General features: G+C 67.6%; 27 protein-coding genes. 2 read left to right on the top strand and 25 right to left on the bottom strand.

What is annotated here, in order from left to right; all coding sequences use genetic code 11:
• Window positions 1-13: 13 nt before the first annotated feature.
• The 3 genes from ACFPPB_RS04100 to ACFPPB_RS04090 are packed head-to-tail and all read right to left on the bottom strand — an operon-like array spanning window position 14 to window position 2,758.
• Window positions 14-2,005: a chemotaxis protein CheA gene (locus ACFPPB_RS04100; protein ID WP_377324680.1), complete on the bottom strand. Its 1,992-nt coding sequence runs from the start codon at window positions 2,003-2,005 to the stop codon at window positions 14-16.
• Between the two features lie 8 nt (window positions 2,006-2,013).
• Window positions 2,014-2,376: a response regulator gene (locus tag ACFPPB_RS04095; protein ID WP_072757857.1), complete on the bottom strand. Its 363-nt coding sequence runs from the start codon at window positions 2,374-2,376 to the stop codon at window positions 2,014-2,016.
• Window positions 2,377-2,389: 13 nt separating this feature from the next.
• Window positions 2,390-2,758, bottom strand: coding sequence for an STAS domain-containing protein (locus tag ACFPPB_RS04090; RefSeq protein WP_377324678.1), 369 nt, complete (start codon window positions 2,756-2,758; stop codon window positions 2,390-2,392).
• 243 nt (window positions 2,759-3,001) lie between these two features.
• Between ACFPPB_RS04090 and fliK the strand changes: the two genes are divergently transcribed.
• The gene (fliK, locus tag ACFPPB_RS04085; RefSeq protein ID WP_377324676.1) at window positions 3,002-4,156 is read left to right on the top strand and encodes a flagellar hook-length control protein FliK; all 1,155 of its coding nucleotides are present in this window, start codon (window positions 3,002-3,004) and stop codon (window positions 4,154-4,156) included.
• Entirely contained in the window at window positions 4,153-4,407 is a 255-nt protein-coding gene (locus ACFPPB_RS04080) for a flagellar biosynthesis protein (protein ID WP_377324674.1), read from the top strand. The genes fliK and ACFPPB_RS04080 overlap by 4 nt, the downstream gene beginning before the upstream one ends.
• Before the next feature lie 260 nt (window positions 4,408-4,667).
• On the opposite strand, the gene ACFPPB_RS04075 is transcribed toward ACFPPB_RS04080, so the two are convergent.
• The 22 genes from ACFPPB_RS04075 to fliI form a co-directional block, all read right to left on the bottom strand.
• Entirely contained in the window at window positions 4,668-5,021 is a 354-nt protein-coding gene (locus tag ACFPPB_RS04075) for a DUF2802 domain-containing protein (protein WP_377324672.1), read from the bottom strand.
• Window positions 5,011-5,490: a chemotaxis protein CheW gene (locus ACFPPB_RS04070; protein ID WP_377324670.1), complete on the bottom strand. Its 480-nt coding sequence runs from the start codon at window positions 5,488-5,490 to the stop codon at window positions 5,011-5,013. The genes ACFPPB_RS04075 and ACFPPB_RS04070 overlap by 11 nt, the downstream gene beginning before the upstream one ends.
• A gap of 37 nt (window positions 5,491-5,527) precedes the next feature.
• Window positions 5,528-6,571 (bottom strand): flagellar motor protein MotD, encoded by a 1,044-nt coding sequence (gene motD / locus ACFPPB_RS04065; RefSeq protein WP_377324668.1) that lies wholly within the window; start codon window positions 6,569-6,571, stop codon window positions 5,528-5,530.
• Window positions 6,568-7,308 (bottom strand): flagellar motor protein, encoded by a 741-nt coding sequence (locus ACFPPB_RS04060; protein WP_377324666.1) that lies wholly within the window; start codon window positions 7,306-7,308, stop codon window positions 6,568-6,570. The genes motD and ACFPPB_RS04060 overlap by 4 nt, the downstream gene beginning before the upstream one ends.
• Before the next feature lie 5 nt (window positions 7,309-7,313).
• Entirely contained in the window at window positions 7,314-9,182 is a 1,869-nt protein-coding gene (locus ACFPPB_RS04055; protein WP_377324664.1) for a chemotaxis protein CheA, read from the bottom strand.
• 102 nt (window positions 9,183-9,284) lie between these two features.
• Window positions 9,285-9,926 (bottom strand): protein phosphatase CheZ, encoded by a 642-nt coding sequence (locus tag ACFPPB_RS04050; RefSeq protein ID WP_377324663.1) that lies wholly within the window; start codon window positions 9,924-9,926, stop codon window positions 9,285-9,287.
• On the bottom strand, window positions 9,923-10,330 hold the full coding sequence (locus tag ACFPPB_RS04045; RefSeq protein WP_072757874.1) for a chemotaxis response regulator CheY: 408 nt from the start codon (window positions 10,328-10,330) through the stop codon (window positions 9,923-9,925). The genes ACFPPB_RS04050 and ACFPPB_RS04045 overlap by 4 nt, the downstream gene beginning before the upstream one ends.
• 75 nt (window positions 10,331-10,405) lie before the next feature.
• Window positions 10,406-11,134: an RNA polymerase sigma factor FliA gene (locus tag ACFPPB_RS04040; RefSeq protein ID WP_377324661.1), complete on the bottom strand. Its 729-nt coding sequence runs from the start codon at window positions 11,132-11,134 to the stop codon at window positions 10,406-10,408.
• Entirely contained in the window at window positions 11,131-12,090 is a 960-nt protein-coding gene (locus ACFPPB_RS04035; protein ID WP_377324659.1) for a MinD/ParA family ATP-binding protein, read from the bottom strand. The genes ACFPPB_RS04040 and ACFPPB_RS04035 overlap by 4 nt, the downstream gene beginning before the upstream one ends.
• Window positions 12,087-13,334, bottom strand: coding sequence for a flagellar biosynthesis protein FlhF (flhF, locus tag ACFPPB_RS04030; protein ID WP_377324657.1), 1,248 nt, complete (start codon window positions 13,332-13,334; stop codon window positions 12,087-12,089). Before flhF ends, ACFPPB_RS04035 begins: the two co-directional genes overlap by 4 nt.
• A gap of 124 nt (window positions 13,335-13,458) precedes the next feature.
• Window positions 13,459-15,552: a flagellar biosynthesis protein FlhA gene (gene flhA / locus ACFPPB_RS04025; protein ID WP_377324655.1), complete on the bottom strand. Its 2,094-nt coding sequence runs from the start codon at window positions 15,550-15,552 to the stop codon at window positions 13,459-13,461.
• A 15-nt stretch (window positions 15,553-15,567) separates the two neighbouring features.
• Entirely contained in the window at window positions 15,568-16,704 is a 1,137-nt protein-coding gene (gene flhB, locus ACFPPB_RS04020) for a flagellar biosynthesis protein FlhB (RefSeq protein WP_377324653.1), read from the bottom strand.
• Between the two features lie 5 nt (window positions 16,705-16,709).
• A complete protein-coding gene (gene fliR, locus ACFPPB_RS04015; protein ID WP_377324651.1) occupies window positions 16,710-17,480 on the bottom strand; it encodes a flagellar biosynthetic protein FliR in 771 nt (256 codons plus the stop codon).
• Window positions 17,477-17,746: a flagellar biosynthesis protein FliQ gene (gene fliQ / locus ACFPPB_RS04010; RefSeq protein ID WP_140653449.1), complete on the bottom strand. Its 270-nt coding sequence runs from the start codon at window positions 17,744-17,746 to the stop codon at window positions 17,477-17,479. The genes fliR and fliQ overlap by 4 nt, the downstream gene beginning before the upstream one ends.
• A gap of 838 nt (window positions 17,747-18,584) precedes the next feature.
• A complete protein-coding gene (gene fliP / locus ACFPPB_RS04005; protein ID WP_377324649.1) occupies window positions 18,585-19,331 on the bottom strand; it encodes a flagellar type III secretion system pore protein FliP in 747 nt (248 codons plus the stop codon).
• Window positions 19,328-19,720: a FliO/MopB family protein gene (locus ACFPPB_RS04000; protein WP_377324647.1), complete on the bottom strand. Its 393-nt coding sequence runs from the start codon at window positions 19,718-19,720 to the stop codon at window positions 19,328-19,330. Before ACFPPB_RS04000 ends, fliP begins: the two co-directional genes overlap by 4 nt.
• Window positions 19,720-20,067, bottom strand: coding sequence for a flagellar motor switch protein FliN (gene fliN, locus ACFPPB_RS03995; protein WP_377324645.1), 348 nt, complete (start codon window positions 20,065-20,067; stop codon window positions 19,720-19,722). Before fliN ends, ACFPPB_RS04000 begins: the two co-directional genes overlap by 1 nt.
• A complete protein-coding gene (fliM, locus tag ACFPPB_RS03990) occupies window positions 20,064-21,080 on the bottom strand; it encodes a flagellar motor switch protein FliM (protein ID WP_377324643.1) in 1,017 nt (338 codons plus the stop codon). The genes fliN and fliM overlap by 4 nt, the downstream gene beginning before the upstream one ends.
• 297 nt (window positions 21,081-21,377) lie before the next feature.
• Window positions 21,378-21,872 (bottom strand): flagellar basal body-associated FliL family protein, encoded by a 495-nt coding sequence (locus tag ACFPPB_RS03985; protein WP_377324641.1) that lies wholly within the window; start codon window positions 21,870-21,872, stop codon window positions 21,378-21,380.
• A gap of 312 nt (window positions 21,873-22,184) precedes the next feature.
• Entirely contained in the window at window positions 22,185-23,324 is a 1,140-nt protein-coding gene (locus ACFPPB_RS03980) for a flagellar hook-length control protein FliK (protein WP_377324639.1), read from the bottom strand.
• A 64-nt stretch (window positions 23,325-23,388) separates the two neighbouring features.
• Entirely contained in the window at window positions 23,389-23,814 is a 426-nt protein-coding gene (gene fliJ, locus ACFPPB_RS03975) for a flagellar export protein FliJ (protein ID WP_377324637.1), read from the bottom strand.
• Entirely contained in the window at window positions 23,811-25,178 is a 1,368-nt protein-coding gene (gene fliI / locus ACFPPB_RS03970; RefSeq protein ID WP_377324635.1) for a flagellar protein export ATPase FliI, read from the bottom strand. The genes fliJ and fliI overlap by 4 nt, the downstream gene beginning before the upstream one ends.
• Between the last annotated feature and the right edge of the window lie 119 nt (window positions 25,179-25,297).

Below are 25,297 nucleotides of genomic sequence, written 5' to 3'. Positions count from 1 at the left end.
TGATCGCGCGCGATCAGGCCGCTCTGCTGCGCTGGCCCAGCCGCACCACGCCGCCCACGTCGACGATCAGCGCGACCGAGCCGTCGCTGAGGATGGTGGCGCCGGAGATGCCCTGCACGCGCCGGTAATGCGCCTCCAGCGATTTGACGACCGCCTGTTGCTGGCCCAGCAGGTCGTCGACCAGCAGGCCCACGCGCCGGCCGTCCTCCTCGATCACCACCACGATGCCGCGTTCGACCTCGGTGACCGCGTCGGTGCAGGCGAAGGCGCGATGCAGCCGCATGACCGGAAGGTATTCGTCGCGGAAGTGGAACACCTCGCCGCCGCCGGCGATCCGGCGTACCGCATCGGCGCGCAAACGCAGCGATTCGACGATCGAGGTCAGCGGCACGATGTAGCGTTCGCTGCCCACCGCCGTGACCAGGCCATCGATGATCGCCAGGGTCAGCGGCAAGGTGATCGTGAATGTGCTGCCCTTGCCGGATACGCTGCGCACGCCCACGCTGCCGCCCAGATCGCGTACGTTGCGGCGCACGACGTCCATGCCGACGCCGCGCCCCGAAAGGTCGGTGGCCTGGGCGGCGGTGGAAAAGCCCGGCTGGAAGATCAGCTCGGCCACCTCGGCGTCGCTGAGTTCCTGGCCCGCGGCGATCATGCCGCGCTGCTGCGCCTTGGCCACGATCGCGGCATGGTTGAGCCCGGCGCCGTCGTCGCTGATCTGCACCACGATATTGCCGCTCTCGTGGTACGCGTTGAGCTTGAGCGTGCCGGTCTCGGACTTGCCGGCGGCCTTGCGTTGCGCGGGCAACTCAAGGCCGTGGTCGATCGCGTTGCGGACCAGATGCACCAGCGGATCGCCGATTTTCTCCAGTACCGTCTTGTCCAGCTCGGTGTGCTCGCCATGCAGCTCCAGCCTGACCCGTTTGTCGAGCTTGCGCTCCAGATCGTGCACCAGACGCGGAAAACGGTTGAACACGGAGCCGATCGGCAGCATGCGGATGCGCATGACGCTGTCCTGCAGCTCGCGCGTGGCGCGCTCGAGCTGCACCAGCCCGTCGCGCAGCCGGGGCAGCTGGGACGGTTCGAATTTCTCGCCGATGTCGCTGAGCATCGACTGGGTGATCACCAGTTCGCCCATCATGTTGATCAGCGCATCGACCTTGTCGATGCCCACGCGGATCGAGCTGCCTTCGCCGGAAGCGGCGGCGGTTTCGCGCACCGGCCGCGGCGCGGCCGCCGGCGCCGGCGCTGCTGCATCCGGGGCCTGCTTGGCCTCGGCTGCCGCAACCTCGACCAGCGGCGCGATAGCCAGCTCGCAATCGCCATCGAGCCAGTCGAACACCGCATCGATGTCGCCGCGGGCGACGGCGCCATGCAGACGCAATTCCCAACCCAGATGGCACTGGCTGGGATCGAGCTCGCTCAGCTGCGCCGGCGCGCCGTCGGCGACGAACGCGCGCACGACCTCCAGCCGGCCCAGCTGCTGCAGTTCGCGAAACAGACGCAGTGGATCGTTGCCGGTCTGCAGCAGATGCGGCAACGCGGTAAACGCGATATTCCATCCGCTGGTCGGCGCCGTGGCCGCCGTGGCCGCCGTGGCCGCTGCGGCCACCTCGCCGCTGACCAGCCGCACCAGCTCGACGCGCAGCGCCTCGCTGTCGGCATCGGCCACCGCCTGGCCACGACTGGATCGCTCCAGCATCGCGCGCATGCAGTCGACCGAGCGCAGCAACAGTTCGATCAGCTCGGAGTCCACCGCACGGCGTTCGCTGCGCACCTCTTCCAGTAGCGATTCGGCGACATGGGTGAATGCCGCTACGTCGGCGAATCCGAACGTCGCGGCGCCTCCCTTGATGGAGTGCGCGGCGCGAAAGATGGTGTGCACCAGCTCGTGGTCGGTCGAGCCCGAATCCAGCGCCAGCAGCGCCGCCTCCATGGCATCGAGGCCTTCCCGACTTTCCTCGAAGAAGGTCTTGTGGAACTGAGTCAGGTCGACCGCGCTCATGGCATTCCTTAACCCAGCACGCGCTTGACGGTAGCCAGCAGCTGCTCCGGGTCGAACGGCTTGACCAGCCAGCCGGTGGCACCGGCTGCCTTGCCTTCCATCTTTTTCTCGGTATGCGACTCGGTGGTCAGCATCAGGATCGGCACGCCCTTGTAGCCATCCATCGCACGCAGCTCGCGCACCATGGCGATGCCGTCCATCACCGGCATGTTGACGTCGGCCAGCACCAGCTCGAATGAACTTCCGCGCGCCACGTCCAGCGCCAGCTGTCCGTTTTCCGCCTCGGTCACTTCATGGCCGGCGCCGCGCAAGGTGAAAGCCACCATGCCCCGCATCGAAGCCGAATCGTCTACCGCAAGAATCTTTGCCATGCCGCCACCTCGTTCAGGCCAGCGTTGACGCTGGCAGGTTCAATAACTGCGCCAGCCCGAGCAGGCCGGCTGCTTCGTTCAGAGCATGACTCGTGCCATGCCAGTGCAACGTGCCGCCTTGTCTATCCAGCTCGCGCCGGAACAGCACCAGCAACTGCAGCGCGGCGGTGTCGACGCGCTCCACCTGGGTACCATCGAGCACGATGGCGCCGGCCTTCAGTGCACCCAGCAAATCCTCCTTCAAGGCCGCTTGCGCCGCCATGCGGCAATCCGCCGGAAGCAGCAGCAGCGGCGCCGCTGCTGCGACATCCGCCGACGCGGCGTCGGACTCTTCCATGCCCGATTCGCCGGTACCTTGTTGCCTCGCCCGCTTGCCGGCCATGCCTCGACTCCGCTCGCGCCGTATGCGCTGATGTCATGGCTATCGGCCAGACGGCGGATCGCTTTAGCGGCCGGTTGATCGGCACGTCGATCGGGCATGTTGACCGGGCAGCGCCGGGCGTTTGGCGCCGGCGCTACGGCACCGCGACGGATTCCCGCTGCAGCGGGCTAAAGTTCGCGCGAACCCGGCCGATGTCCTCCGGGACGACCCCCTACCAGCACCGCGTCCGGTGCAGGAACCGACTTGAACATCCCACCGATCAGCCTTGCCGCGCTTACCTGGGCCGGTGCCGCCTCCGGCACCACCGCCCAGAGCTGGCGCATCGGCACCGTGCTGTCGGCGCGGCCGCTGGGGGTGAACCCGCAGGGGCTGCTGATCTTGCGGATCGGCGCCCTGACCGTCGAGGCCGACGTGCCCAACGCCCAGTTGCCGACGCAGTTTCAGGTGCGCGTGTTGACCCTGGGCGCGCAACCGCAGCTGGAAGTGCTTTCCCAACCGGCCGACCGGACCTTCCAGCGTGTCCTGCGCGAACGCCTGCCGCAGCAGAACGGCTACGCGCCCCTGCTGGCCACGCTGGGTGCGCTGGCCCAGCGGCCGGTCTTGCGCCAGCTGCCGCCGGAATTGCGCACCGCGCTGGCGCTGCTTGAGCAATCCCTGCGCACGCCGGCGGAAATCACTCGCGGCGAGGGTCTGCGCGAGGCGATCAGCCGTAGCGGCATGTTCTTCGAATCCAAACTGCTCGGTCCCCAAGGCGACACGCCGGCATTGACCGGCGACGACTGGAAGGGCGCGCTGCTGCGCCTGGCCGGGCTGCTGGACCGGCGCTCGGCGGCGCCCCCGCCGCCCAGCCGCAGCGAAACCGAGCCGCCGCTGCTGCAGCGTGGGCTGCAGGCGCAGCCGCGGCTGCCAGTGCCGACGATGCTTGCCGAGGAAGGCGCCGAGGGTGGCGTAGGCCTCTTGCTGGACCAGTTGCATGGCGACGTGAAAGCGGCGCTGGCGCGGGTCGAGGTCGCCCAGCTGGATGCCAGCGCCAGCCAGCTGTCCGCCTGGATCATCGAGATTCCGCTGCAAGGCGATGGTGGCCGCGACGTACTGCAGATCCAGCTGGAATACGTCAACGACGCGGCCGAAGGTGGCCATGGCTGGACCCTGGGTTTCGCGCTGGACCTGCCGGCGCTTGGACCGGTGCAAGGCGAATTGCAGCTGCGCGAACCGCGGCTGTCGGTGCGCCTGTGGGCCGAGCAAGCGGATACCGCCCAGCGGCTGGAACGCCAGTTCATTCCGATGCGCCAGCGGTTGGCCGCGTGCGGCGTACTGCTCGATCAATTGAGCTGTCAGGTCGGTCTGCCGCAGGCGCCAGGCCGGCACAGCGCCGTGCTGCTGCAGGCGACGGCATGAACACGCCGCCATCCGCTTTGCGCCGGGTCAGCCTGCGGCTGGCCAGCGGCGGCAGCGAAGTCGGCGCGATGCCTCCGGAATCACTGGAAATCCTGCTGGCCCGCGCGCAAGCGCTGGGCGTGCCGCTGCATCACGATCCCCAGATCGCTGCGCTGCTGGCGGCGCTGCGACTACGCGACGACGTGCCGGTATTGCTCTATGCGGCGGCAGCCTCGGTGCTGGCCGCGGTCTACGACGCGGCCGAAGAATAGCCGGCGCGCGGCGGTCTGCCCTAAGGAACGTCCGAACAAGCTTCTGCTCGTCGCCAAGATGCACGTTTGCCTGTGGGAGCGACTTCAGTCGCGATGGCCGCGGCAGCGGCCTGCAGCATCTCGGCGTTGCAGCTGCTCGATGCGCAACCGGGCGGCGCAGCACACTGCTGCGCCATCGCGACTGAAGTCGCTCCCATAAAATAAGCCGCGGCCAAGGTGCACCTTTCTGCAGACCGCAGTGGACTTATTCAGGCCGTTCCCTACGGGCTGACCGGATGCATCTGCAGTATCAGTTTCGCCTCGTCGCGCGACAGGCCGCATTGGCTGATCAGCTGTTCCACACCGGCGCCTTCGCGCGCCAGCCGCTGGGCCAGCTCGTAGGACTGTCGCTCGGGCTGCGGCTGCCGTTCGATCAAACCCACCTGCCGTTCCAGCCGCCCCAGCGCCGTCACCAGCATCGCGGTGGGCACATCGGTAAAGCCGCGGACCGCACCGTGCGACAGCGCATCGATGCGCTGCTGCAGCTGGCGCGACTGCCGCCACAAATGGACCAGCAGGGCCGACTGCGCCAGCGCCAGCAGCAGCAGGACCGCCATCCCCGTTTCAAGCCACATGATTACCCTCTCCACCGAACCGGCACAGTTGACGGACGTCGAGCAATGCCACGAAGCCACCTTGCCAGGAGAGTACGCCGCCGACCGGGTCATCGGGGCGGCTGGCCCGGCCCGGAGGCGGCGGTGCGATGTCGATGCCGTCACTGCACAACAATTCTCCGACCGCGTCCACCTGCACGCCGGCCAGCTGGCCGGCATGGGTCAGCATCACGATGCGCACCGTCGCCGGATCGACCGGCGGCAGCGCCGGAAGTCCCAGCCGCCTGCGCCCGTCCAGCACCGGCACGATGCGCCCGCGCAGATGGCGCACGCCCAGCAAGTCGGCCGCGGCGCCCGGGACCGGCGTGATGTCGCCGTCGCGAATCACCTCGCTCACGTCGACCAGGGGTGCCGCATACAACTGCGTGCCGATGCGGAATGACAGCCAGTGCTGACCACCCTGATCGATCGCGGAAACGAGAGCGCTCATGCATGAACTCCACAATCGGCTGACAAGGGCATCGGTTTCATCGGATCGAGCTGGCATGACGGGACAGGCCGTCGGGTCGTTCCTTGGCGAGGGACGCCGATACCGGACGCTCCGGCTCGTCGGCCGCGCCACCGTCATGGGCGACCTCCGGCGACGCGGTGCCGATGCCTTGCACGCTTACGGTGGGCAGCAGGTCGGACGCCGGCGTCGGTGGTTTCTCCAGCGCCGCGATTTCGGCGACGCCCTGGGGATCGCGCTGGTCGCGTTTCGGTGCCGTGCGATTGCTCATCACCACCACCAGCACCCGCCGATTCTGGTTGCGGCCTTCGACCGTGGCGTTGTCGGCCTTCGGCCGCACCTCGCCCCAGCCGATGATGCCGAGCCGGTCCGCCACGACGCCGCTCAAGGCGAATAGCCGCGCCACGCTGGCCGCGCGCGCCGCGGACAGCTCCCAGTTCGACGGATAGAGCGGGGTGTTGATCGGCACGTCGTCGGTAAAACCCTCCACCCGCAGCGGATTGGGGAAGCGCGCCAGGATCGTCGCCAGATCGCGCAGCACCGCATTGGCCGGTGCCGACAGCTGGGCCACGCCACTGGGGAACAGGATGTCGGTGCGGATCTCGATCTCCAGCCAGTCCGGCGTGAGCCGCACGATCACCTGCTTGCGGTCGATCAGCGGCTGCAACGCCTTGCGCACCTGGTCCTCGATGCGCCCCAGGTTCTCCTGCTGGCTGGCCGGATGCCCCGCTTCGCGCCCCTTGCCTCCCTGCATCGGCACCGGGTGCGGCGGAATCGGCACCGCGATCGGCACGATGGACGAGCCGGGCTGGCCGGCCGGCGCGGCTATCGACGGGCTGACGTTGTGCGGCCGGACCTGCGTCGGCGGAAGTGGCGCAATCACGTGGCTGGAGCCGTTGAACGCCTCGATCAGGGATTCGGACATCACCCGGAACTTGCCTTCGTTGACCACCGACACCGCGTACATCACCACGAAAAACGCCAGCAGCAAAGTCATCAGGTCGGCATAGGGGATCGCCCATGCCTCGTGATTGGTGTGTTCCTCATGTTTGTGTTTTCTCATGCGACGTAACCCTGCAGGCGCGCCTCGATCTGCCGCGGGTTGTCGCCCTGGGCGATCGACACCAGGCCTTCGATCAGGATTTCGCGCATCCTGGTCTGCTTGCCCACCAGCCCCTTGAGTCGCGCCGACATCGGCAGCATGAACATGTTGGCCAGCGCCACGCCGTAGATGGTCGCCACGAATGCCGCCGCGATGCCGTGGCCGAGCTTGCTGGGATCGGCCAGGTTCTGCATCACCGCCATCAACCCCATCACCGCGCCGATGATGCCCAGCGTGGGCGCGTAGATGCCGGCGTTCTCATACACCTTGGCGCCCGCCAGATCGATCGCTTCACGGGTATCCAGGTCCACTTCCAGCACGCCGCGGATGGCATCCGGCTCACTGCCGTCGACCAGCAGTTGCAGACCCTTGCTGATGAACGGATCGGTTTCCGCCTCGATCTGCGGCTCCAGCCCGAGCAGGCCCTGCCGGCGGGAGATCTCGCTCCAGCCCACGATGCGGCTGATCAGGTCGGTGGGCTGATGCGCCGGCGGCTGGTAAATCATCCGCATCATCGACAACGCATGCTTGAGCACCTTGCCCTGGTTCTGCACCAGCAAGGCGGCCAGCGTGCCGAAGAACACGATGACGAAGGCCGCGGGATTCCACAGCGCACCCACCGTGGAACCCTTCAGCACGGTACCGACGATGATCACCACGAAGCCCAGGATCGTGCCGATGATGCTTACGATATCCATGACGGTCAGCCGGCCGGTTGCAATGAAGTGAGCCATTGCCCGGCACCGCCGGCCAGGCCCGCCAGATCCATCACCAGGGCCAGCCGGCCGTCGCCGGTGACGGTGGCGCCGGCGATGCCCGAGACATCGGCGAACAGCGGACCCAGCGGCTTGACGATGACGTCCTCGCGACCCAGCACTTCGTGCACCAGGCAGCCCAGCCGCTGGTGGCCGATGTGCACCACCACCACATGGCGGCCCGTTCCCGAAGCACCGGTCCAGCCGCCCAGATCGGCCAGCGGCAGCGCGCGGCCGCGATGCTGGGCGACCAGACGGCCATCCAGCAGGCGATCCTGTCCGTCGACAAGCTCGAAGACCTCTTCCACGTTGCTCAGCGGCAGCGCCAGCAGGCGCGCCTCCACCCGCACCATCAGCACGCGCAGCACCGCCAGGGTCAGCGGCACGGTCAGTTCCAGTTCGCTGCCGTGGCCACGGCGGGAGTGCACCTGCAAGGTGCCGCCGAGTTCGGCCACGCGCGTCTTCACCACGTCCATGCCGACGCCGCGGCCGGAGATGTCGGAGACCGTCGCGGCAGTGCTGAAGCCGGGGCGGAAGATCAATTCGTAGCATTCGCTTTCGGTCAGCCGCGCAGCATGCGCCGGATCGATTACGCCCTTCTCCACCGCCTTGCGGCGCAGGACCTCCGGATCCATGCCGCGACCGTCGTCGCTAACCGAGATCACGATGCGCTCGCCGCGCTGGCTGGCCGACAGGCAGATGCGCCCCTTGCGGGGCTTGCCGCCGAGTTCGCGTTCGGCGGGCATTTCGACGCCATGGTCCAGCGCGTTGCGCAGCAGGTGGATCAACGGATCGGCCAGCGCCTCGACCAGGCTGCGGTCGAGGTCGGTGCCCTCGCCTTCCAGCACCAGCTCCACGTCCTTGCCGAGCTGGCGGGCCAGATCGCGCACGATGCGCGGAAAGCGCTGGAACAGGCGCCCTACCGGCTGCATGCGCATGCCCATCACGGCGGTCTGCAATGCGTCGGCGATGCGGTCCAGTTCGCCGGCGGCGGCCACCAGCGCCTCGCTGCCGTCGCGCGCGGCCAGGCTGAGCAGCCGGTTGCGCACCAGCACCAGTTCGCCGGCGTGATTGACCAGCACGTCGAGCCGGGCGGTATCCACCCGCACGGTGTTTTCCACCGGCACCGCGTGGCGCGCCGCGGCAGCGGCCGGCACGTTTTCCGGTGCGGGCGCCGCGGTTGCAACGGGTGCCGTGGGTGCGGCGACGGGCTGGCCGCCCTTGCCGTGCAGTGCGTCCAGCAAGGCCTCGAACTCGTCGTCGTCGATCCCCGAATTCGCGCTTGGCGCGGCCGGCGGCACGACCGGCGGCATGCTGCCGGGCGCGGCGGTGCCGTACATGCTGTCCAGCAAGGCCTCGAATTCGCTGTCGTCGATCGCGGCGCCTTCTGCCGCAGGTGCCGCCGGCGTCGGCATCACGGCGGTCACCGGCGCTGGTGCTCGCGGCAGTAGTGAGGTCAGCAGAGCAGCAGGTGGCATGCTCAGCGGCGCGTCCGCACTCACCGCGGCCATCATGTCGTTGAGCAGGTCCAGCGCCTCCAGCAGCGCGTCCATATGGCCGGTGCCGAGCACCACGTTGCCGTTGCGGGCCTCGTTGAGCAGATCTTCGGCGTGGTGGCACAGCACCACCATCGGGTCCAGCGCCAGGAAGCCGGCGCCGCCCTTGACCGTGTGAAATGCGCGGAACACGGCATTCAGCAGCTCGCTGTCGCCCGGCGCCGTTTCCAGTCCGACCAGTTGCTCGCCGAGCCGCTGCAACAGCTCGCCGGCCTCGACCAGAAAATCCTGGCGCAGCTCCAGATCGAATTCCGCATTCATCGCGGCCCTGCCTTTATGGCAAACAGACCCGCCCCCCGAATTGACAGGTGCTGGGATTGCCATGACAACGCGGGGTGCTTGGGGACCATAAGCAGGCTCTCCTCAAAACCCGAATTCGCTGAGCAGGCGGTCGGCGTCGTCCTGGCTGGATACCTTTTCCACACTGGCCGGCGCCTCGCTGCCGGCCAGTGCGCCGGTCAGCCGCACCAGTTCCAGCAGCGACGATTCGACCGTGCCGATGAAGCTGGCGACCTTCTTGATGCGCTGGCCGGTGAGGTCCTGCCACGACTGCGCCAGCACCATGTCGGCGAGGCCGTCGCGGCAGTTGCCGGCGAACTCCACGGCTTCGCGCGCCAGCACGGCGGCGGCGTCGTTGCCGTTGGTCCACTCCAGAACCTCGCCCGCGTTGTGCGCCAGCGACTCGGCCTGGGGCCGCATGCGTTCGGCGAAATCGAGACTGCGGTGGGCAGCTTGCGCGCTCATTTCCAGCGCGTCCTGCAGATGCTGGCGAGCGTCGGCGACGCTGCCTGGCACGCCGTCCTGCGCCAGGTCGCCGCCGAGCCGGCGCACGGCATTGTGCAGGTCCCGCGCGAGCTGGCCCAGGGCGCGGAACAGGCGCTGCTCGCGCTGGCGCACCATCACGTCCAGCGCCTGTTCGAACGCAAGGCCATCGGGGCTGTTCAGCAGATCGCGCAGTTCGGCGGGCAGCGAGTCGTCGATGGCGAGGGGCGAAATGACGTTCATGCGCTGGCTCCGCTGGCAGCGATCCGCTCGAATATCTTGGTGAGCTTTTCCTTGAGGGTGATTGCGGTGAACGGCTTGACGATATAGCCGTTCACGCCGGCCTGCGCCGCCGCGATGATCTGGTCGCGGTTGTTCTCGGCCGTGACCATCAGTACCGGCAAGCCTTTCAGCGCGCCTTCCGCACGGATCGCGCGCAGCAGGTCGATGCCAGTCATGTTGGGCATGTTCCAGTCTGTGACGACCAGGTCGAATGGCAGGCTGCGCAACATCGCGATCGCGCTCTCGCCGTCGTCGGCTTCCTGGATCAGCGGGTTGCTGAAACCCAGCTCGACCAGCAGGTTGCGGACGATTCGCCGCATGGTGGAAAAGTCGTCCACCACCAGGATTTTCATGTTCTTGTCCAAACGCTCTCTCCACATGCAATACAGGCCACTGCGCAGCCTCGGGAATTCATTCCGGGATTTCTGGATGCCGCTCGGTCAACCACGCCAGCCGGTAAGCCTCGATCGAAGCCGGATGACCGCCTGGCCGTGGATCTGGCACACGCGCGACTCGCTCACGCCCAGCACGGCGCCGATCTCCTTCAGGTTCAGCTCCTGCTCGTAATACAGCGACATCACCAACTGTTCTCGCTCCGGCAGGGCGCCGATCGCCTCGGCCAGAGCGTCGCGCATGCCGTCGCGCTCGATGTTCTCGTGCGGGCTCAGGCCGCTTTCGTCGGCCACGTCGAGTACCCCGCTCTCCTCGCTGTCGTCCGACGCGGTCAGGCTGAGCAGACGCACGCAGGCCGCGTCGGCGAGCACCTGGTGGTACTCCTCCGCGCTGATCCCGAGTCGCCTTATCACTTCCGCGTCGTCCGCCTCGGCACCCGTCTCGGTCTCGATCTGGCGGATCACCTCGGCCACCTCGCGGGCCTTGCGATGGACCGAACGCGGGGTCCAGTCGGTGCGGCGCAATTCGTCCAGCATGGCGCCACGTATGCGGATACCCGCATACGTCTCGAAGCTGGCCCCCCGATCGAGGGCGAAGTGGCGCGATGCTTCCAGCAAACCGATCATTCCCGCCTGAATGAGGTCCCCCACGTCGACGCTGGCAGGCAACCGCCCCATCAGGTGATAGGCGATCCGCCGAACCAGCGGCGCGTGCCGACGTACCAGTTCGTCGGCGCTTTCGCGGGAGACTTGCAGATATTCCGAAGCGACACTCATCTCGGGACCCCACTGGCCGGTGTGGTCCGGCCACCAAAGAAGGCGATCCGGTCGAGACCTGCGCGGTCGGGTTCCGCCCATTTATCGACCGCACCAGCCAAATTCTTGAATGCCAGCGCCGATTGGCTCGATGGCCACAGATCGACGACCGCGCACTGCCTGCGAATGGCCTGGCGCAGACGTTCGTCGTGCGGCACCCATCCGCTGAAATCGATCACCACGTCGAGGAAGCGGTCGCTGACCCGCGCCAGCTTCTGGTGCAACTGGCGCGCGTCGCCCTCGTTGCGCACCATGTTGGCGACCATGCGTATGCGGCGCACGCCGAAGTCGCGGCTGAGCACCTTGGTCAACCCATACGCGTCGGTCAGCGAAGCCGGTTCGTCGCACACCACCAGGATCACCTCGGAGGCCGCGGCGGCAAACATCGTCACGTTGTCGGACAGGCCGGCGGCGGTATCCACCAGCAGGAATTCCGGCGGCCGCGCCAGCTCGTCGAACGCGCGGATGATCGCCGCATGTTCGCCGTTGTCCAGCTGCGCCAGGCGGCGCGTGCCGGAACCGGCCGGTACCACTTGCAGGCCGCGCGGCGCCGGCATCAGCAGTTCTTCCAGCGTGCAGTCGCCGTCGAGCAGATGGCCGATATGGCGCGATGGCGTGAGGCCCAGCATCACGTCGACGTTGGCCAGCCCCATGTCGGCATCCAGCAGCATCACGTCGCGGCCAGCCATCGACAGCGACATGCCCAGGTTCACCGCCACGGTGCTCTTGCCGACGCCGCCTTTGCCGCCGGCCACGGCGATCGCGCGGCAATGCCGGCGCGCGGCCGGCGCGGTGGCCAGCAGGCTGCTGGCCTGGTGGTCGCCGGCCACCGCCGGCGGCGGCGTGCCGCGGCCGACCATGTTCGACAACATGTGCATCAGTCCCGACGCCTGATCCATTGCAAGTACTCCGTTCATGCGCTTGCCACGGCGAGGCCGAAACGCTCGGCCATCAGGCTTTCGTCGGGTGCGTGGCTCCTCGCCGACTGCGCGGCGCGGCAGACCAGCACGCGCGCATCCGCCGTGGCGATGTCCTCGGGCACTCGCTGGCCGTCGGTGGTGTAGTCCAGCGGCAGCCGGTGACGGATCAGCACCGACAGCGCGCCGCCCAGGCTCGGTGCCTCGTCGAGTTTGGTCAGGATGCAGGCGTGCGGCTTCAGCGGCAGATAAGCGCGCACCGCATCGTCCAGCGATTGCGATTGCGCGTTGGCGGCCAGCACCAGGCAGGCGCGCAGTTCGCTGGCATCGGCCAGAATTTCCAGTTGCTGCGTGAGGCGCGGATCGCTGCCGGCCACGCCGGCGGTATCGATCAGCACCGTGTGGCGGCTGCGCAGCATCTCCAGCACCTTGCGCAGGCTTTCCGCGTCGTAGGCGGGGTAGACGCGCACGCCGAGCAGGCGTCCGTAATGTTCCAGCTGGGCGGCAGCGCCGATGCGGTAATGATCGGTGCTGACCAGCGCCACCTGGTCGGCACCGTGACGCATCACCGCGCGGGCAGCCAGCTTGGCGATGGTGGTGGTCTTGCCCACGCCGGTGGGACCCACCAGCGCGGTGATGCCGCGGTCGTCGCCGTGCAAGCCGCGTCCGCTCACCGCCAGATGGCGGCTGAGCATGCCCAGCGGCAGGTAGCGCGCCTGCTCGGCGTTGATCTGGTCGGGCAGTTCGTCGACCAGCGCGCGCGCCACATCCGCCTCGATGCCCAGACGGGTCATCTCGCGCAGTACACGCGCACGCAGCGGCTGGCGCCGCTCCATGTCGTTCCAGGCGAGGCTGGACAGCTGCATTTCCAGCATCTCGCGCATGCTGCCCAGTTCGCTGCGCAGCTGCGCGGTGTCCTGCGCGGCACGCTCCATCAGCGGTCGCATGCCCGGCGGTTCGGCCGCTGCCGCGACTGGCGCGGCCGAAGCCCGCGGCGCGCGCGCGACCGGCTCGGACGCGACGTGAAGCGTCGGCTCGCTTCTGTCGGCCGGCGGCGTCTCCGCCGGCGCGCCGTGGCGGGACGCTTCGCGCATCAACGCTTCGTCGTAGTCGATGGCGGCGATCACCTCGATGCCGTCCTCCATGCGGCGAGTGGACAGGATCACCGCTTCGGGCCCCTGCTCCTCGCGCACTTCGCGCATCGCCTGACGCATGTCGGCTGCGACAAATCGCTTGATCTTCATTGCTTGCTCCGGGAGCGGGAATCGGGAATGGTGGATCGGAAATCGTCAAAAACAGGGGCGCCGCACGATCGCGGCGTCATTTGCCTTTCCGATTCCCTATTCCCGATTCCCGATTCCCGGCTTTTCATCGACCTAGGGCCTGTACCAGTCGCACCCGACGGTTGTCGGGCACTTCGTTGTAGGCGAGTACGTGCAGGTTCTGTGCCACATGGCGGGTGAACCGCGCGAGCCAAGGCCGCAACAGCGGCGCGACCAGCAAAACCGCGGGTTCGCCGCTCAATTCCTGCCGGCGCGCGGCGTCGGCCACGCTCTGCTGCAGGCGGTCGGCCAGGCCCGGTTCCACCGCGGCGCCGGCCACTCCGCCACCGCTGGCCAGCGAGCCGAGCAGGATCTGTTCGAGCTCGGGCGCCAGCGTGATCACCGGCACCTCGGTGCCCAGTCCGGTGATCTCCTGCAGGATCTGCCGGCCCAGCGCCACGCGCACGGCGGCGGTCAGAACGCCGGGATCCTGACTCTGCCCGGCGTGCTCCGCCAAGGATTCGACGATGCTGCGCATGTTGCGGATCGGCACCCGCTCGGCCAGCAGGTTCTGCAGCACCTTGACCACCACGCCCAGCGACAGCCGCTTGGGCACCAGGTCCTCGACCAGCTTCGGCGCCGTGGCGGCGAGCCGGTCCAGCAGCTGCTGCGCGTCCTGATGGCTGAGCAGCTCGTGCGCGTGGCCTTGCAAGATGTGCGACAGGTGGGTGGCGATCACCGTGGCCGGGTCGACCACGGTGTAGCCGTAACTCTGCGCCAGCTCGCGCTGGCCCACCTCGATCCACACCGCTTCCAGCCCGAACGCCGGGTCCTGCGTGGGGATGCCTTGCAAGCTGCCGTGCACCTGGCCGGGATTGATCGCCATCAGGCGTTCGTTGTGCACGTCGGCTTCGCCCATCGGCACGCCCATCAAGGTGATCCGGTAAGTGTTCGGGCCGAGATCCAGGTTGTCGCGGATATGCACCGCCGGGACCAGAAAGCCCAGCTCCTGCGACAGCTTGCGGCGCACCGACTTGATCCGCCCCATCAACTCGCCGCCCTGGTGCACGTCGACCAGCGGGATCAGCCGGTAGCCGACCTCCAGCCCCAGCGGATCGACGCTGGCGACGTCTTCCCAGCCCAGTTCCAGCCGCTCAGCCGGCGTGGCGGGCGCGGGCGCGGCGGCGACCGACTCGGCCAGCTTGGTGCGGGTATCGCGTTCGCGCTTGAACAGCAGCCACGCGGCACCGGCGCAGGCCGCGCCAAGCAGCAGGAACGCCACGTTCGGCATGCCGGGGATCACGCCCATCACGATCAGCACCGCCGCCGCCACGCCCAGCGCGCGCGGCTGGCCGAACACCTGGCCGATCACCTGTTTGCCCATGTCCTGCGACTTGGACACGCGGGTGACGATGATCGCCGCGGCCACCGACAGCATCAGCGCCGGTACCTGCGCCACCAGGCCGTCGCCGATGGTCAGCAAGGTATAGGTCTTGGCCGCTTCGCTTGCCGACAGGCCATGCTGCATCACGCCGACGAAGAAACCGCCGACGATGTTGATGATCAGGATCAGGATGCCGGCGGTGGCGTCGCCGCGCACGAACTTGGACGCACCGTCCATCGAGCCGTAGAAGTCGGCCTCCTCGCGCACCTCCTGGCGGCGCTCGCGCGCCTGCTCCTGGGTCAGCAGGCCGGCGTTGAGATCGGCATCGATCGCCATCTGCTTGCCGGGCATGGCATCGAGGGTGAAGCGCGCGGTCACTTCGGACACGCGGGTGGCGCCCTTGGTGATCACCACGAAGTTGATGATGGTGATGATCGCGAACACCACCAGGCCGACCGCGAAATTGCCGCCGATCACGAACTCGCCGAATGCCTCGATCACCTTGCCGGCAGCGCCGGGGCCGTCATGTCCGTGCAACAGCACCACGCGGGTGGAGGCGATGTTCAGCGCCAGCCGCAGCAAGGTGGCCATCAGCACCACGGTGGGGAACGCAGCGAATTCCAGCGGGCGCATCACGTAGACCACCGCCAGCAGGATCACCAGCGACAGGGCGATGTTGAAGCTGAACAGCATGTCGAGCAGAAACGGCGGCAGCGGCAGCATCAGCATCGCCAGCATCACCAGCAGCATCACCGGAGCGCCAACACCACGTCGCGCCAGGTGTTTGAAATTGCCTAGTACGTCTGCACCCGTCATGGATTTGACTCGTCGTTATTCGCGGTAAGGCCCCATCAGGTCGGGATCGACCTCAGGAGTTGGCGCTGCCGGTGGTGTCTCGCCCTGCGCCGCGGCTTGCTTCAGCTGGTAGACGTAGGCCAGGACCTGGGCCACCGCCACATACAGCGCGGCGGGGATTTCCCGACCCAGTTCAGTGGTTGCATACAAGGCGCGTGCCAACGGCGGCGACTCGACCATCGGGATGCGATGACTGCCCGCCACCAGGCGGATCTGCTGGGCCAGCACGTCGACGCCCTTGGCGATCACCCGCGGCGCACCCATGCGTCCGTCGTCGTAGCGCAGCGCCACGGCGAAGTGCGTGGGATTGACCACCACGACGTCCGCCTTGGGCAATTCCTCCATCATGCGGCGGCGCGACTGCGCCTGCTGCACCTGGCGGATGCGCCCCTTCATCTCGGGGTTGCCCTCGCTTTCCTTCATCTCGTCGCGGATCTCCTGCTTGGTCATGCGCAGGTTCTTCGCGTGGTCGAACTTCTGGTAAAGCGCATCGATGCCGCCGATCAGCGCCAGCATCGAGCCGAACCACAATGCCGCGCGCCCGAGCAGACCGATCGACTGCGCGATGCCGGCCACCACCGAGCCACGGCCGGTGGCCTGCAGCTCGTCCTGCCAGTGCCGCAGCAGCAGGCCAAGCACCGCACCGATGAAGAGCAACTTCAGCAATGCCTTGCCCAGCTCGACCAGGCCGCGCATCGCGAAAATGCGGCCCAGCCCCTTGATCGGGTCGAGCCGCTCGAACTTCGGCTGCAATGCCTGCGCGCTGAAATTCAGTCCGCCCAGCAGCAGCGGCGCGGCCAGCGTGGCCAGCATCGTGGCCACCGCCACCGGCGCGAACAGGTTGAACGCCTCGTGCATCGCCGCATGCAATGCGCGCCCGGGCAAGGCATCGGAAAACAGCGCCTCGCGCGAGTAGCCAAGGCCCAGCGCAAAGATGCGCCGGGCGTGCAGGAACGCGCTCTGCCCGTTGTTCATCAACGCGGCCACGCCGGCCAGCACCACGATCGCGCCGGACAAGTCGCGCGATCGCGGAACCTCGCCCTTCTCGCGCGATTCGCGCAGCTTTTTTTCGCTGGGTTCTTCGGTTTTTTCCTGGTCGCTGTCGTCCGACATCGCCGTCAGCTCCCCAGCAGATGGCGCATCATCGACCAGGCATCGTTCTGCAGCGCCTCGAACGCGCCAGGCAGGCTGCGCAACGCCAGCCACAGCGCGATGAAGCCCAGCGAGACGGTGATCGGGAAACCCACCGCGAAAAGATTCATCGACGGTGCCGCACGGCTGATCGCGGCAAAGCCGATGTTCACCACCAGCAACGAAGTCATCGCCGGCAGCGCGACGCGCACCGCGCCGGAGAACAGCTCCGCACCGAAGCCGACCACGGCATGCAATGCGTTCGCGTCGATCGCCGGCATCCCCGGCGGCAGGCTGCGGAAACTGTCGGCGAGCAGCGCGATCACGCGCAGGTGGCCGTCCATCGCGAGGAACAACAAAGTCACCAGCAACAGGTAAAACTGGCTCAACACGGTGGAGCTGCCGCCCGCCTGCGGATTGACCACCTCGGCAAAACCCAGGCTCATGCTCTGCGCCACCAGCTCGCCGCCGAAAGAGACGGCCTCGAACACCAGCTTCAGCACGAAACCCACCGCCGCGCCGACCAGCACCTGCCCCACCATGGTCGCCACGCCGGCGCCGCTCAACGGATCGATCGTCGCCGGCGCCAGCGGCGCCAGCACCAGGGTCAGCACCACCACCAGGCCGATGCGGATCCGCACCGAAATCACCGTGGCGCTGAACACCGGCGCCACCAGGAACAGTCCCGCCACCCGCCCCATCGCCCAGAACAGGCTGCCCAGCCACATCGGCAACTGCGCCAGATCCAGTGCTGTCATCTCACCGCACCGGGCAGGCTCTCGATCAACTGGGTGGTGTACTGCACCAGCAGACGCAACATCCACGGCCCGGTGATCAGCGCCACCAGCGCCATCGCGATCAACTTCGGGATGAAGCTCAAAGTCATCTCGTTGATCTGCGTGGCCGCCTGGATCACACCCACCAGCAAGCCCACCGCCAGCGCGGTCAGCAACAGCGGCGCAGCCACCAGCATCGCCACGTACAGCGCGTGCTGGCCGATCTCCATGATGGATTCAGGCGTCATGGCAGACTCCCTGTAGGAGCCCGCTTGCGGGCGATGCTCCTGCTCGTTTGTGCATCTGGGGCGAAGCGCTTTCGTCCTCCTGCGGAGGACGAGTCACTTCTCTTTTGCTTGTCCAAAAGAGAAGTGACCAAGAGAAAACGACACCCCGCTTGGCGCTTGCCGGGCTTCCTGCCCGGCAAGTCCGTGAGGGCCGGCCGGGTTTTTCGACCGGACTCCTGTCCGGGCGAAAAAGGATCGGCATCCCTGCCGATCCCCCTGCGGGCCTGTCGTCCGTCCCTCACCGCCGCACAGGAGCCCCGGTAGAGCGGCGCGCATCCTGCGCGCACTCCGGGAAGAGCTCGATCAAAAGCAAAGACGGAAACAGCAGAGTCAAAAACAGAGGCACGAGCGCGCAAAAAGCTGGGGCGAACGGGGATTGGGGGAAACGACGAAGCCACATGCTCTTCCGCTTTCGCAGCGGCACAGCCGTTGCGCACCGAGTGCGGGGCAGGATGACCCGCTGCTCTACCTGGGGCCCCTGTGCGGCGGTGAGGCGGGGTCGACAGGCCGCGAAGCGGGCATCGACAAGGATGTCGATGCCTTTTCGCCAGGGCAGGATGCCCTGTCGAAAAGCCCGGCCCCGGCTCACGGACTTGCCGCCCATGGATGGGCGGCAAGCGCCAAGCGGGGTGGCCTTCTCTTTTGGTTACTTTTCTCTTGGCCACACAAGAGAAAAGTGACTCGGGCGCCAAAGGCGCACGAAAGCTCTTCGCTCCGGATGCAGGAACAAGCAAGGGCATCGCCCGCCAGCGGGCTCCTACGAAAGCCACGGTCCGTCCAATCGCGATACCCCGCACGATCATGTGTAGAAGCTCCCGGCCAAGGTACCCAGCAGCAGCGTCCACCCATCCACCAGCACGAACAGCATGATCTTGAACGGCAGCGAGATGATCATCGGCGACACCATCATCATGCCCATCGACATCAGCACGCTGGCCACCACTAGGTCGATGATCAGGAACGGGATGAACAGCAGAAAGCCCATCTGGAACGCGGTCTTCAACTCGCTGGTGAGGAACGCCGGCATCGCCACCTTGAACGGCACATCGGCCTTGCTGGCATAGGGCTTTTCCTTTGCCAGCCGGGTGAACAGCTGCAGGTCGGCCTCGCGGGTCTGGTCGAGCATGAAACGCTTGAACGGTGCGGACGCGGCAGGCAGCGCCTGCTCGGCGGTGATCTGGCCGTCCATATACGGCTTCACGCCATCGTCGTAGGCGCGCGTGAGCACCGGCGACATCACGAACAACGTGAGGAACAACGCCAGCCCCAACAGCACCTGGTTCGGCGGCGTCGATTGCGTACCCAGCGCCTGGCGCAGAAAGCCGAGCACGATGATGATGCGGGTAAACGAGGTCATCATCAGCGCGATCGCCGGCAGCAGCGTCAGCGCCGTCATCAGCGCCACCACCTGCAGCGACATCGTCCAGTTCTGGCCGCCGCCCGGCGCGTTCTGCACGTTCACCAGCGGAATGCCCGGCGGCGCCGCCAGTGCCGCCAGCGGCAACACCAGCAGCAACGCGGCGATGATCCAGCGCCATGTCTTCATGAGCCGCGCTTCCAGCGGGCCAGCAGCTCGCCGAATGCCGGTATCGGTGCCACGGCCGGCGGCTCCGCAACGGCCGGTTCGGTCAGCGTGCCGTCGTAGACATGCAGCGTGCGCATGCCGCCCGGACCCATGCCGATCAGCAGGCGCTTGCCGTCGGCGTCCAGCAGCAGCAGCCGGTCGCGCGCGCCTACCGCGAATGTTTCCACGCAGCGGATGCGCCGCCCGGCTGCACCGGGGCGGCGCTGCATGCGGCGGGTCAGCCAGCCGGCCGCCACGATCAGCCCGATGATGCCGACCAGGCTAAGCACGACACGCACCAGTTCGCCAGCCGCGTTGAACTCCGGCGTCGCCGCCGGAGCCGCGGCAAGCATCAGGGCCAGGGCGACCATCAGCGCAGCTTACGCACGCGTTCGGCCGGGCTGATCACGTCGGTCAGGCGGATGCCGAACTTCTCGTTGATCACCACCACCTCGCCATGCGCCACGAGCGTGCCGTTGACGAAGACATCCAGCGGCTCGCCGGCGGCGCGATCCAGCTCCACCACCGAACCCTGGTTCAGCTGCAGCAGGTTGCGGATGCTGATGCGCGTGCGCCCAACCTCCATCGCCAGCGTCACCGGCACATCGAGGATCATGTCGAGGTTGACGTCGCCGCCGTCTGCGGCGGCACCATGCAGCGGATCGAATTGAACGCGCTCGCCGGCGTCGGCGAAGGCACCATCGGTGGACTGGATCATGCGGGATTCTTCTCTGTGGAATGGTCGCCGGCCGTGCGCCTTTCGCGCCGGCCGGCCTGGACATGGAAACGTACGGCGTTGCGGCCGTTGGACTGGCCGTAGCGGCCGCGGAATACCGGCACATCCTCGGCGTAGACGGTGGCCAGCTCGGGCAGCTGAACCGGAATCACATCGCCCGGACGCAGGTGCAGGAACTCGCCCAGACTCAGCTGCTTCTCCAGCAGCAGCGAGCTCAGGCCCACCTCTGCATCGAGCACTTCTTCATGCAGCATCTCGGCCCAGCGGTCGTCGCGGTCGACGCGGTCACTCTGCACGCCGGCGTCGAGCAGGTTGCGGATCGGCTCGACCATCGCGTACGGCAAGGTCAGGTTGATGTCGCCGCCGCCGCCGTCGAGCTCGACGTGGAAGCGCGACACCACCACCGTTTCGGTCGGGCTGACGATGTTGGCGAACTGCGGGTTGATTTCCGAACTCAGGTATTCGAACTGCAGATCCAGCACCGGTGCCCACGCCTCGGACATCGCGCCGAACAGGGCGTCCAGCATGATCTGGATCACCCGGCTCTCGGTCGCAGTGAAATCGCGGCCCTCGATACGCGCGTGGAAGCGGCCGTCGCCGCCGAAGAAGTTGTCGATCACGGTAAACACCAGGCGCGGCTCGAACAGCACCAGCGCGGTACCGCGCAGCGGCTTGATGCGTACCAGGTTGAGGTTGCTGGGCACCGCCAGGCCGTGCACGTACTCGGCAAACTTCACCATCTTGACGCCCAGCACGGAGACCTCGCAGGTCTTGCGCAGCACGCTGAAGATGGCCGTGCGGAAGAATCGTGCGAAGCGGTCGTTGACCATTTCCAGCGTGGGCAGCCGGCCGCGCACGATGCGGTCCTGCTGGGTGAAGTCGTAGGAGATCACTGCATCGGCGGGCAACGGCTCGTCGTTGCCGGTGCTCACCGAGCCGCCGGCGACGCCATCGAGCAGCGCGTCGATCTCGTCCTGGGAAAGCAGGTCGCTCATGGGCGCGGCATCCTCAGAGCCTGTTTATGCTCTCCGAGCACCCCGTGCCGGGAGCTGTTTGCGTGCAGGCCAGGGAAGAACGAAGGAGTGGACGTCCGTCCACGACTGAGTGATGACGCCGGCATGCGGGCAAACAGACCCGGTCCCCGATTTGATAGGTGCTGGGATTGCCATCGAGTGGCCGCCACGCGGCAGCGCGCGGCTTGACCTGACGGCCGGTCAAGCGCTGCGCCACGCACTACCACCTGAGGGCCACTCGATGACAACGCGGGGTGCTTGGGGACCATAAGCAGGCTCTCACTGCATCACGAAACTGGTGAAATACAGCGCATCGATGCCGGGGCGGCCGAGCCGCGCCTGGACGATCTTGCGCACCACGGCAAGCGCCTGTTCCTGCAGCTTCTGGCGGCCGGCAGCATCGCTGATGATCGAGAACTTCTGATTGCTGAACAGCGCCACCAGGCCGTCGCGCAACACCGGATCGGCGGCCTTCGCCACGTTGATCGCATCGGGATCGTGCGACATCAAGGTGACCCCCACCTGCAGATAGCGCAGCGATTCGTCGTCGCGAAAATTCACCACGAACGCGGGCTCCAGCGGCAGATAGAGTTCGGCCTTGCTGAGGTCCACCGCGGCCGCCTTGGTCGTGGCATGCCCGGCCCGGTGCGATTGCCACAGATAGCCGCCGCCACCCAGCGCCAGCAGCAGCACTGCGCCGATCACCAGCGGCATGCGGCTGCGGCGTTCCGCCGGCGTGTCCGCCACCGCTTCGGGCTGTTCTTCGTCGACCATGAAAACTTCGTCCTTCATTGATGGGCAAGCGCATCGGCTGGGATGTGCCCGGTTGTGGGGCGGTGGGTCTGACGCCGTGCCATGAAGCAAATGCAATCCGCGTGCCATCGTTGAAATACGTTGCTGCTGCTGGATTTGCCGTCTTCGCGAGCACGTCGGGCGGAGACTCGCGGCGCTTTCTTGACGCCCGCCGTGATCGCGTCACGACGCGATCACGGCGGGCGCGGCGACGGCTGCGAACGCACGGTGGCGGGCAAGCGGTGCCGGGGGTTTCCTGCGGAGCGGAACGGCGCGCGATGGCGCCGGAAAGGGTCAGGCGAACGCGTCGAGCAGACCGATCTGACCCAGCGTGATGCTGCCGACGGCGTCGATCTCTCCCGGCTCGTCCAGGGTCGCGCCGCCTGCGTCGGCGGCCCGACCCTGGCGATCGCCGCGATCGTGCTGGCCGACCTCGGCGTGGCCCAGCGAAAGACCGTTTTGCGCCAGCATGTGATCGAGTTGCGGCAGGCTCTGCTGCACCGCCGCCACCGCGCCAGGGTGTTGCGCGCTGAACACCACATCGACACGGCCATGGCTCAGGCTGACCTGCACGTCGAGCGATCCCAGCTCCGCGGGATGCAAACGGATCCGCGCCTGCTTGATGTCCTGGCCGCCCAGCCAGGCGACCTGCTGGCCGAGCTCCTGGGCAAAGCCCTGGCTTCCCACCGGCGACTGCAGGTGCAGCACCGGCAACGCCGGCGCGGTGACCGGCGTCGGCAAGGCGGACATCGCCATCGACGGCGCGGCATCGGCTGTGGAGGAATCCTTTGCGGTCGTGGAAACCGGCAGCAGGTCCTTCGCCGCGGTCAACATGCCGGGCCAAGGACTGGTGGTTGCGGCTGCCGCACCCGCGGCATCGGCGAGCGACAGCATCGCCGCCTGTGCATCCGTCGCCACGATCTTGCCGGTCTGCCCGAGCGCGTCGGCGGCTCCGGCAGCGGCGGCGGGCCGCAACGCGCCGGCCACCGCCGGCCCGATCAGGGCCAGCATGGCGCCGGCCAGTGCGGAAGCGGCGTGGTCGTCCACCTTGGTGGCATCGGTCGACGTCTTCGCGTCCGCCGCCCCGGCTTCGGCAGCCGCCACCACCGGCATCCCGAGCGCCGCCGATGTCGGCACGTCCGCCGGCGTGGTCGCCGGCGGTTTTGCCAAGGCTGTCTTCGACGGGTCCCGCGGATCGGTCGTCCGCGCCGCGTCTGTCCGATGGTTGTTCGGCGTGCTCGGCTTCGAAGCCGAGTCACGGGCATTCGGCTCCGTCGGCCTGGGCTCGCGATCGCGCGGTGCGGCGCGCTGCCTGGCGGCATCCAGCTGGTTTTCGAAATGACCTGGCGCGGCCCCATCCTGCGCGCCGGCAGCCGGCGTGCTGCTCGGAGCCGGCACGGCGGCGGGCGTGGAACCAACAGCGTAGGCGGTCATGGTGTGATCGCTCCTTCAATGCATGGATTGGCGGCGGACAACCGTCGGTGCGGGTAAAAGCCGTTCATCGCGGCCGCCGGTGCTGCTGGCGCTCGTCGACTTCGGCTTGCTCATGCCGGTCCTCGGCACGGCGCTCGTGTTCCAGGTGCTGCGCGACGACGCTGTCCAGCGCGCTTTCGCGCGCATGGGATCGCTTCCAGTGATCGCGCACCTGTTCCAGCTGGCGGACCTGGCGGGCTATCTCGGCGGTCTGCTGCACGATGGCCTGATCGATCCGTTCGATGAAAGTCTGCCGGTTGAGCAGCGCCGCCACGCTCAGGGCGCCCGCGCCGCTCTCCGCGTATTCCTGCCGATAGCGGCGCAGCTCGCCCAGCTGGTGCTCGGCCCTGGCCAGCAGTTGTTGCTGCGCGGCCAGCTTCAACAAGGCATCCTCGCTGCGCTGGCGAGCCTGCTCCACCGCCGGCTGCAATTGCCTGGCGCGCGAATTCATCCGGCCACCTGCCTGGCCAGTTCGCCCAGATTGGCGATCGCCACTTCAAGTGTCATCGGTTCGTCGACCTCCTGCAGAAGGAACGCGCGCAGCTGCGGCCACATCTCGATCGCCTGGTCCACCTGTGGATCGGAGCCCCTCTGGTAAGCGCCCACCGCGATCAGGTCGCGCTGCTGGCGATAGGCCGAATAGACCTGGCGAAAGCGCTGCGCGGAGCGCAGATGCTCGCGTGTCACCACCGCGGGCATCACGCGGCTGATCGATGCCTCGATGTCGATGGCCGGGTAATGGCCGGCCTCGGCCAGATCGCGCGACAGCACGATATGGCCGTCCAGAATCGCCCGTGCGGCATCGGCGATCGGATCGTGGCGGTAGTCGTCGCCCTCGGTCAGCACGGTGTAGAACGCGGTGATCGAACCGCGCCCCTCCGCATCGTTGCCGGCGCGCTCGACCAGCGCCGGCATCATCGCGAATACCGACGGCGGATATCCCTTCGTGGCAGGCGGCTCGCCGATCGCCAGCGCGATCTCGCGCTGCGCCTGGGCGTAGCGGGTCAGCGAATCCATCAGCAGCAACACGCGCTGGCCCCGATCGCGAAACCACTCGGCGATGGCGGTGGCGTACTGCGCGCCGCGCAGCCGCTTCAGCGGCGGCGCATCGGCCGGTGCGGCGACGATCACCGCGCGCCGACGACCTTCCTGACCCAGCGTGTGTTCGACGAATTCCTTCACCTCGCGGCCGCGCTCGCCGATCAGTCCGACCACCACCACGTCGGCGTTGGTGTAGCGGGTCATCATGCCCAGCAAAGTCGACTTGCCGACGCCGGAGCCGGCGAACAGGCCTAGCCGCTGGCCGCGTCCGACGGTGAGCAGCGCGTTGATCGCGCGCACGCCGACATCCAGTGGCGCGTCGATCGGCTTGCGTGCCATCGGGTTGATCGGCTCGCGCTTGAGCGCGGCATGCTCGTCCGAGTCCAGCGGACCCAGCCCGTCCAGCGGCACGCCATCGGCGCCTATCACCCGGCCCAGCAAGCCCAAGCCCACCGGCAGGCCGCCGCTGTGTACGCACGGGCGAACCCGCGCATTGGGCAGCACGCCATGCATGTCGCCTACCGGCATCAGCAGCAGGCGTTCGTCGGCAAAGCCGACCACCTCGGTTTCGAGTTTCGCGCCATCGGCCGTATCGACCAGGCAACGCGCACCGAGCGCGGCCTCGCAGCCTTCCGCTTCCAGGGTCAGGCCAACCACGCGGCGCAGGCTACCCTCCACGGTCAACGTGCGCGCCACCTCGGCCCGCGCACTGCGCCGCGCCAGCTGCTGCTGCCAGCGCGCCTGACGCGCGGCGAGGATTGCCCCTGTGGTCACGCGCCACACTCCCGCGACACCACCATCGGCCGCCTTTGTTTTGAATTCCCCCCACCCACCCCCAAACCCGTAGGAGCCCGCTCGCGGGGGATGCCTCTGTTTTGAATTCCCCCACCCAA

This window comes from Rhodanobacter terrae, assembly GCF_042657005.1.
GTDB lineage: Bacteria > Pseudomonadota > Gammaproteobacteria > Xanthomonadales > Rhodanobacteraceae > Rhodanobacter > Rhodanobacter terrae.
This window is presented reverse-complemented; position numbering and strand designations above follow the sequence as displayed.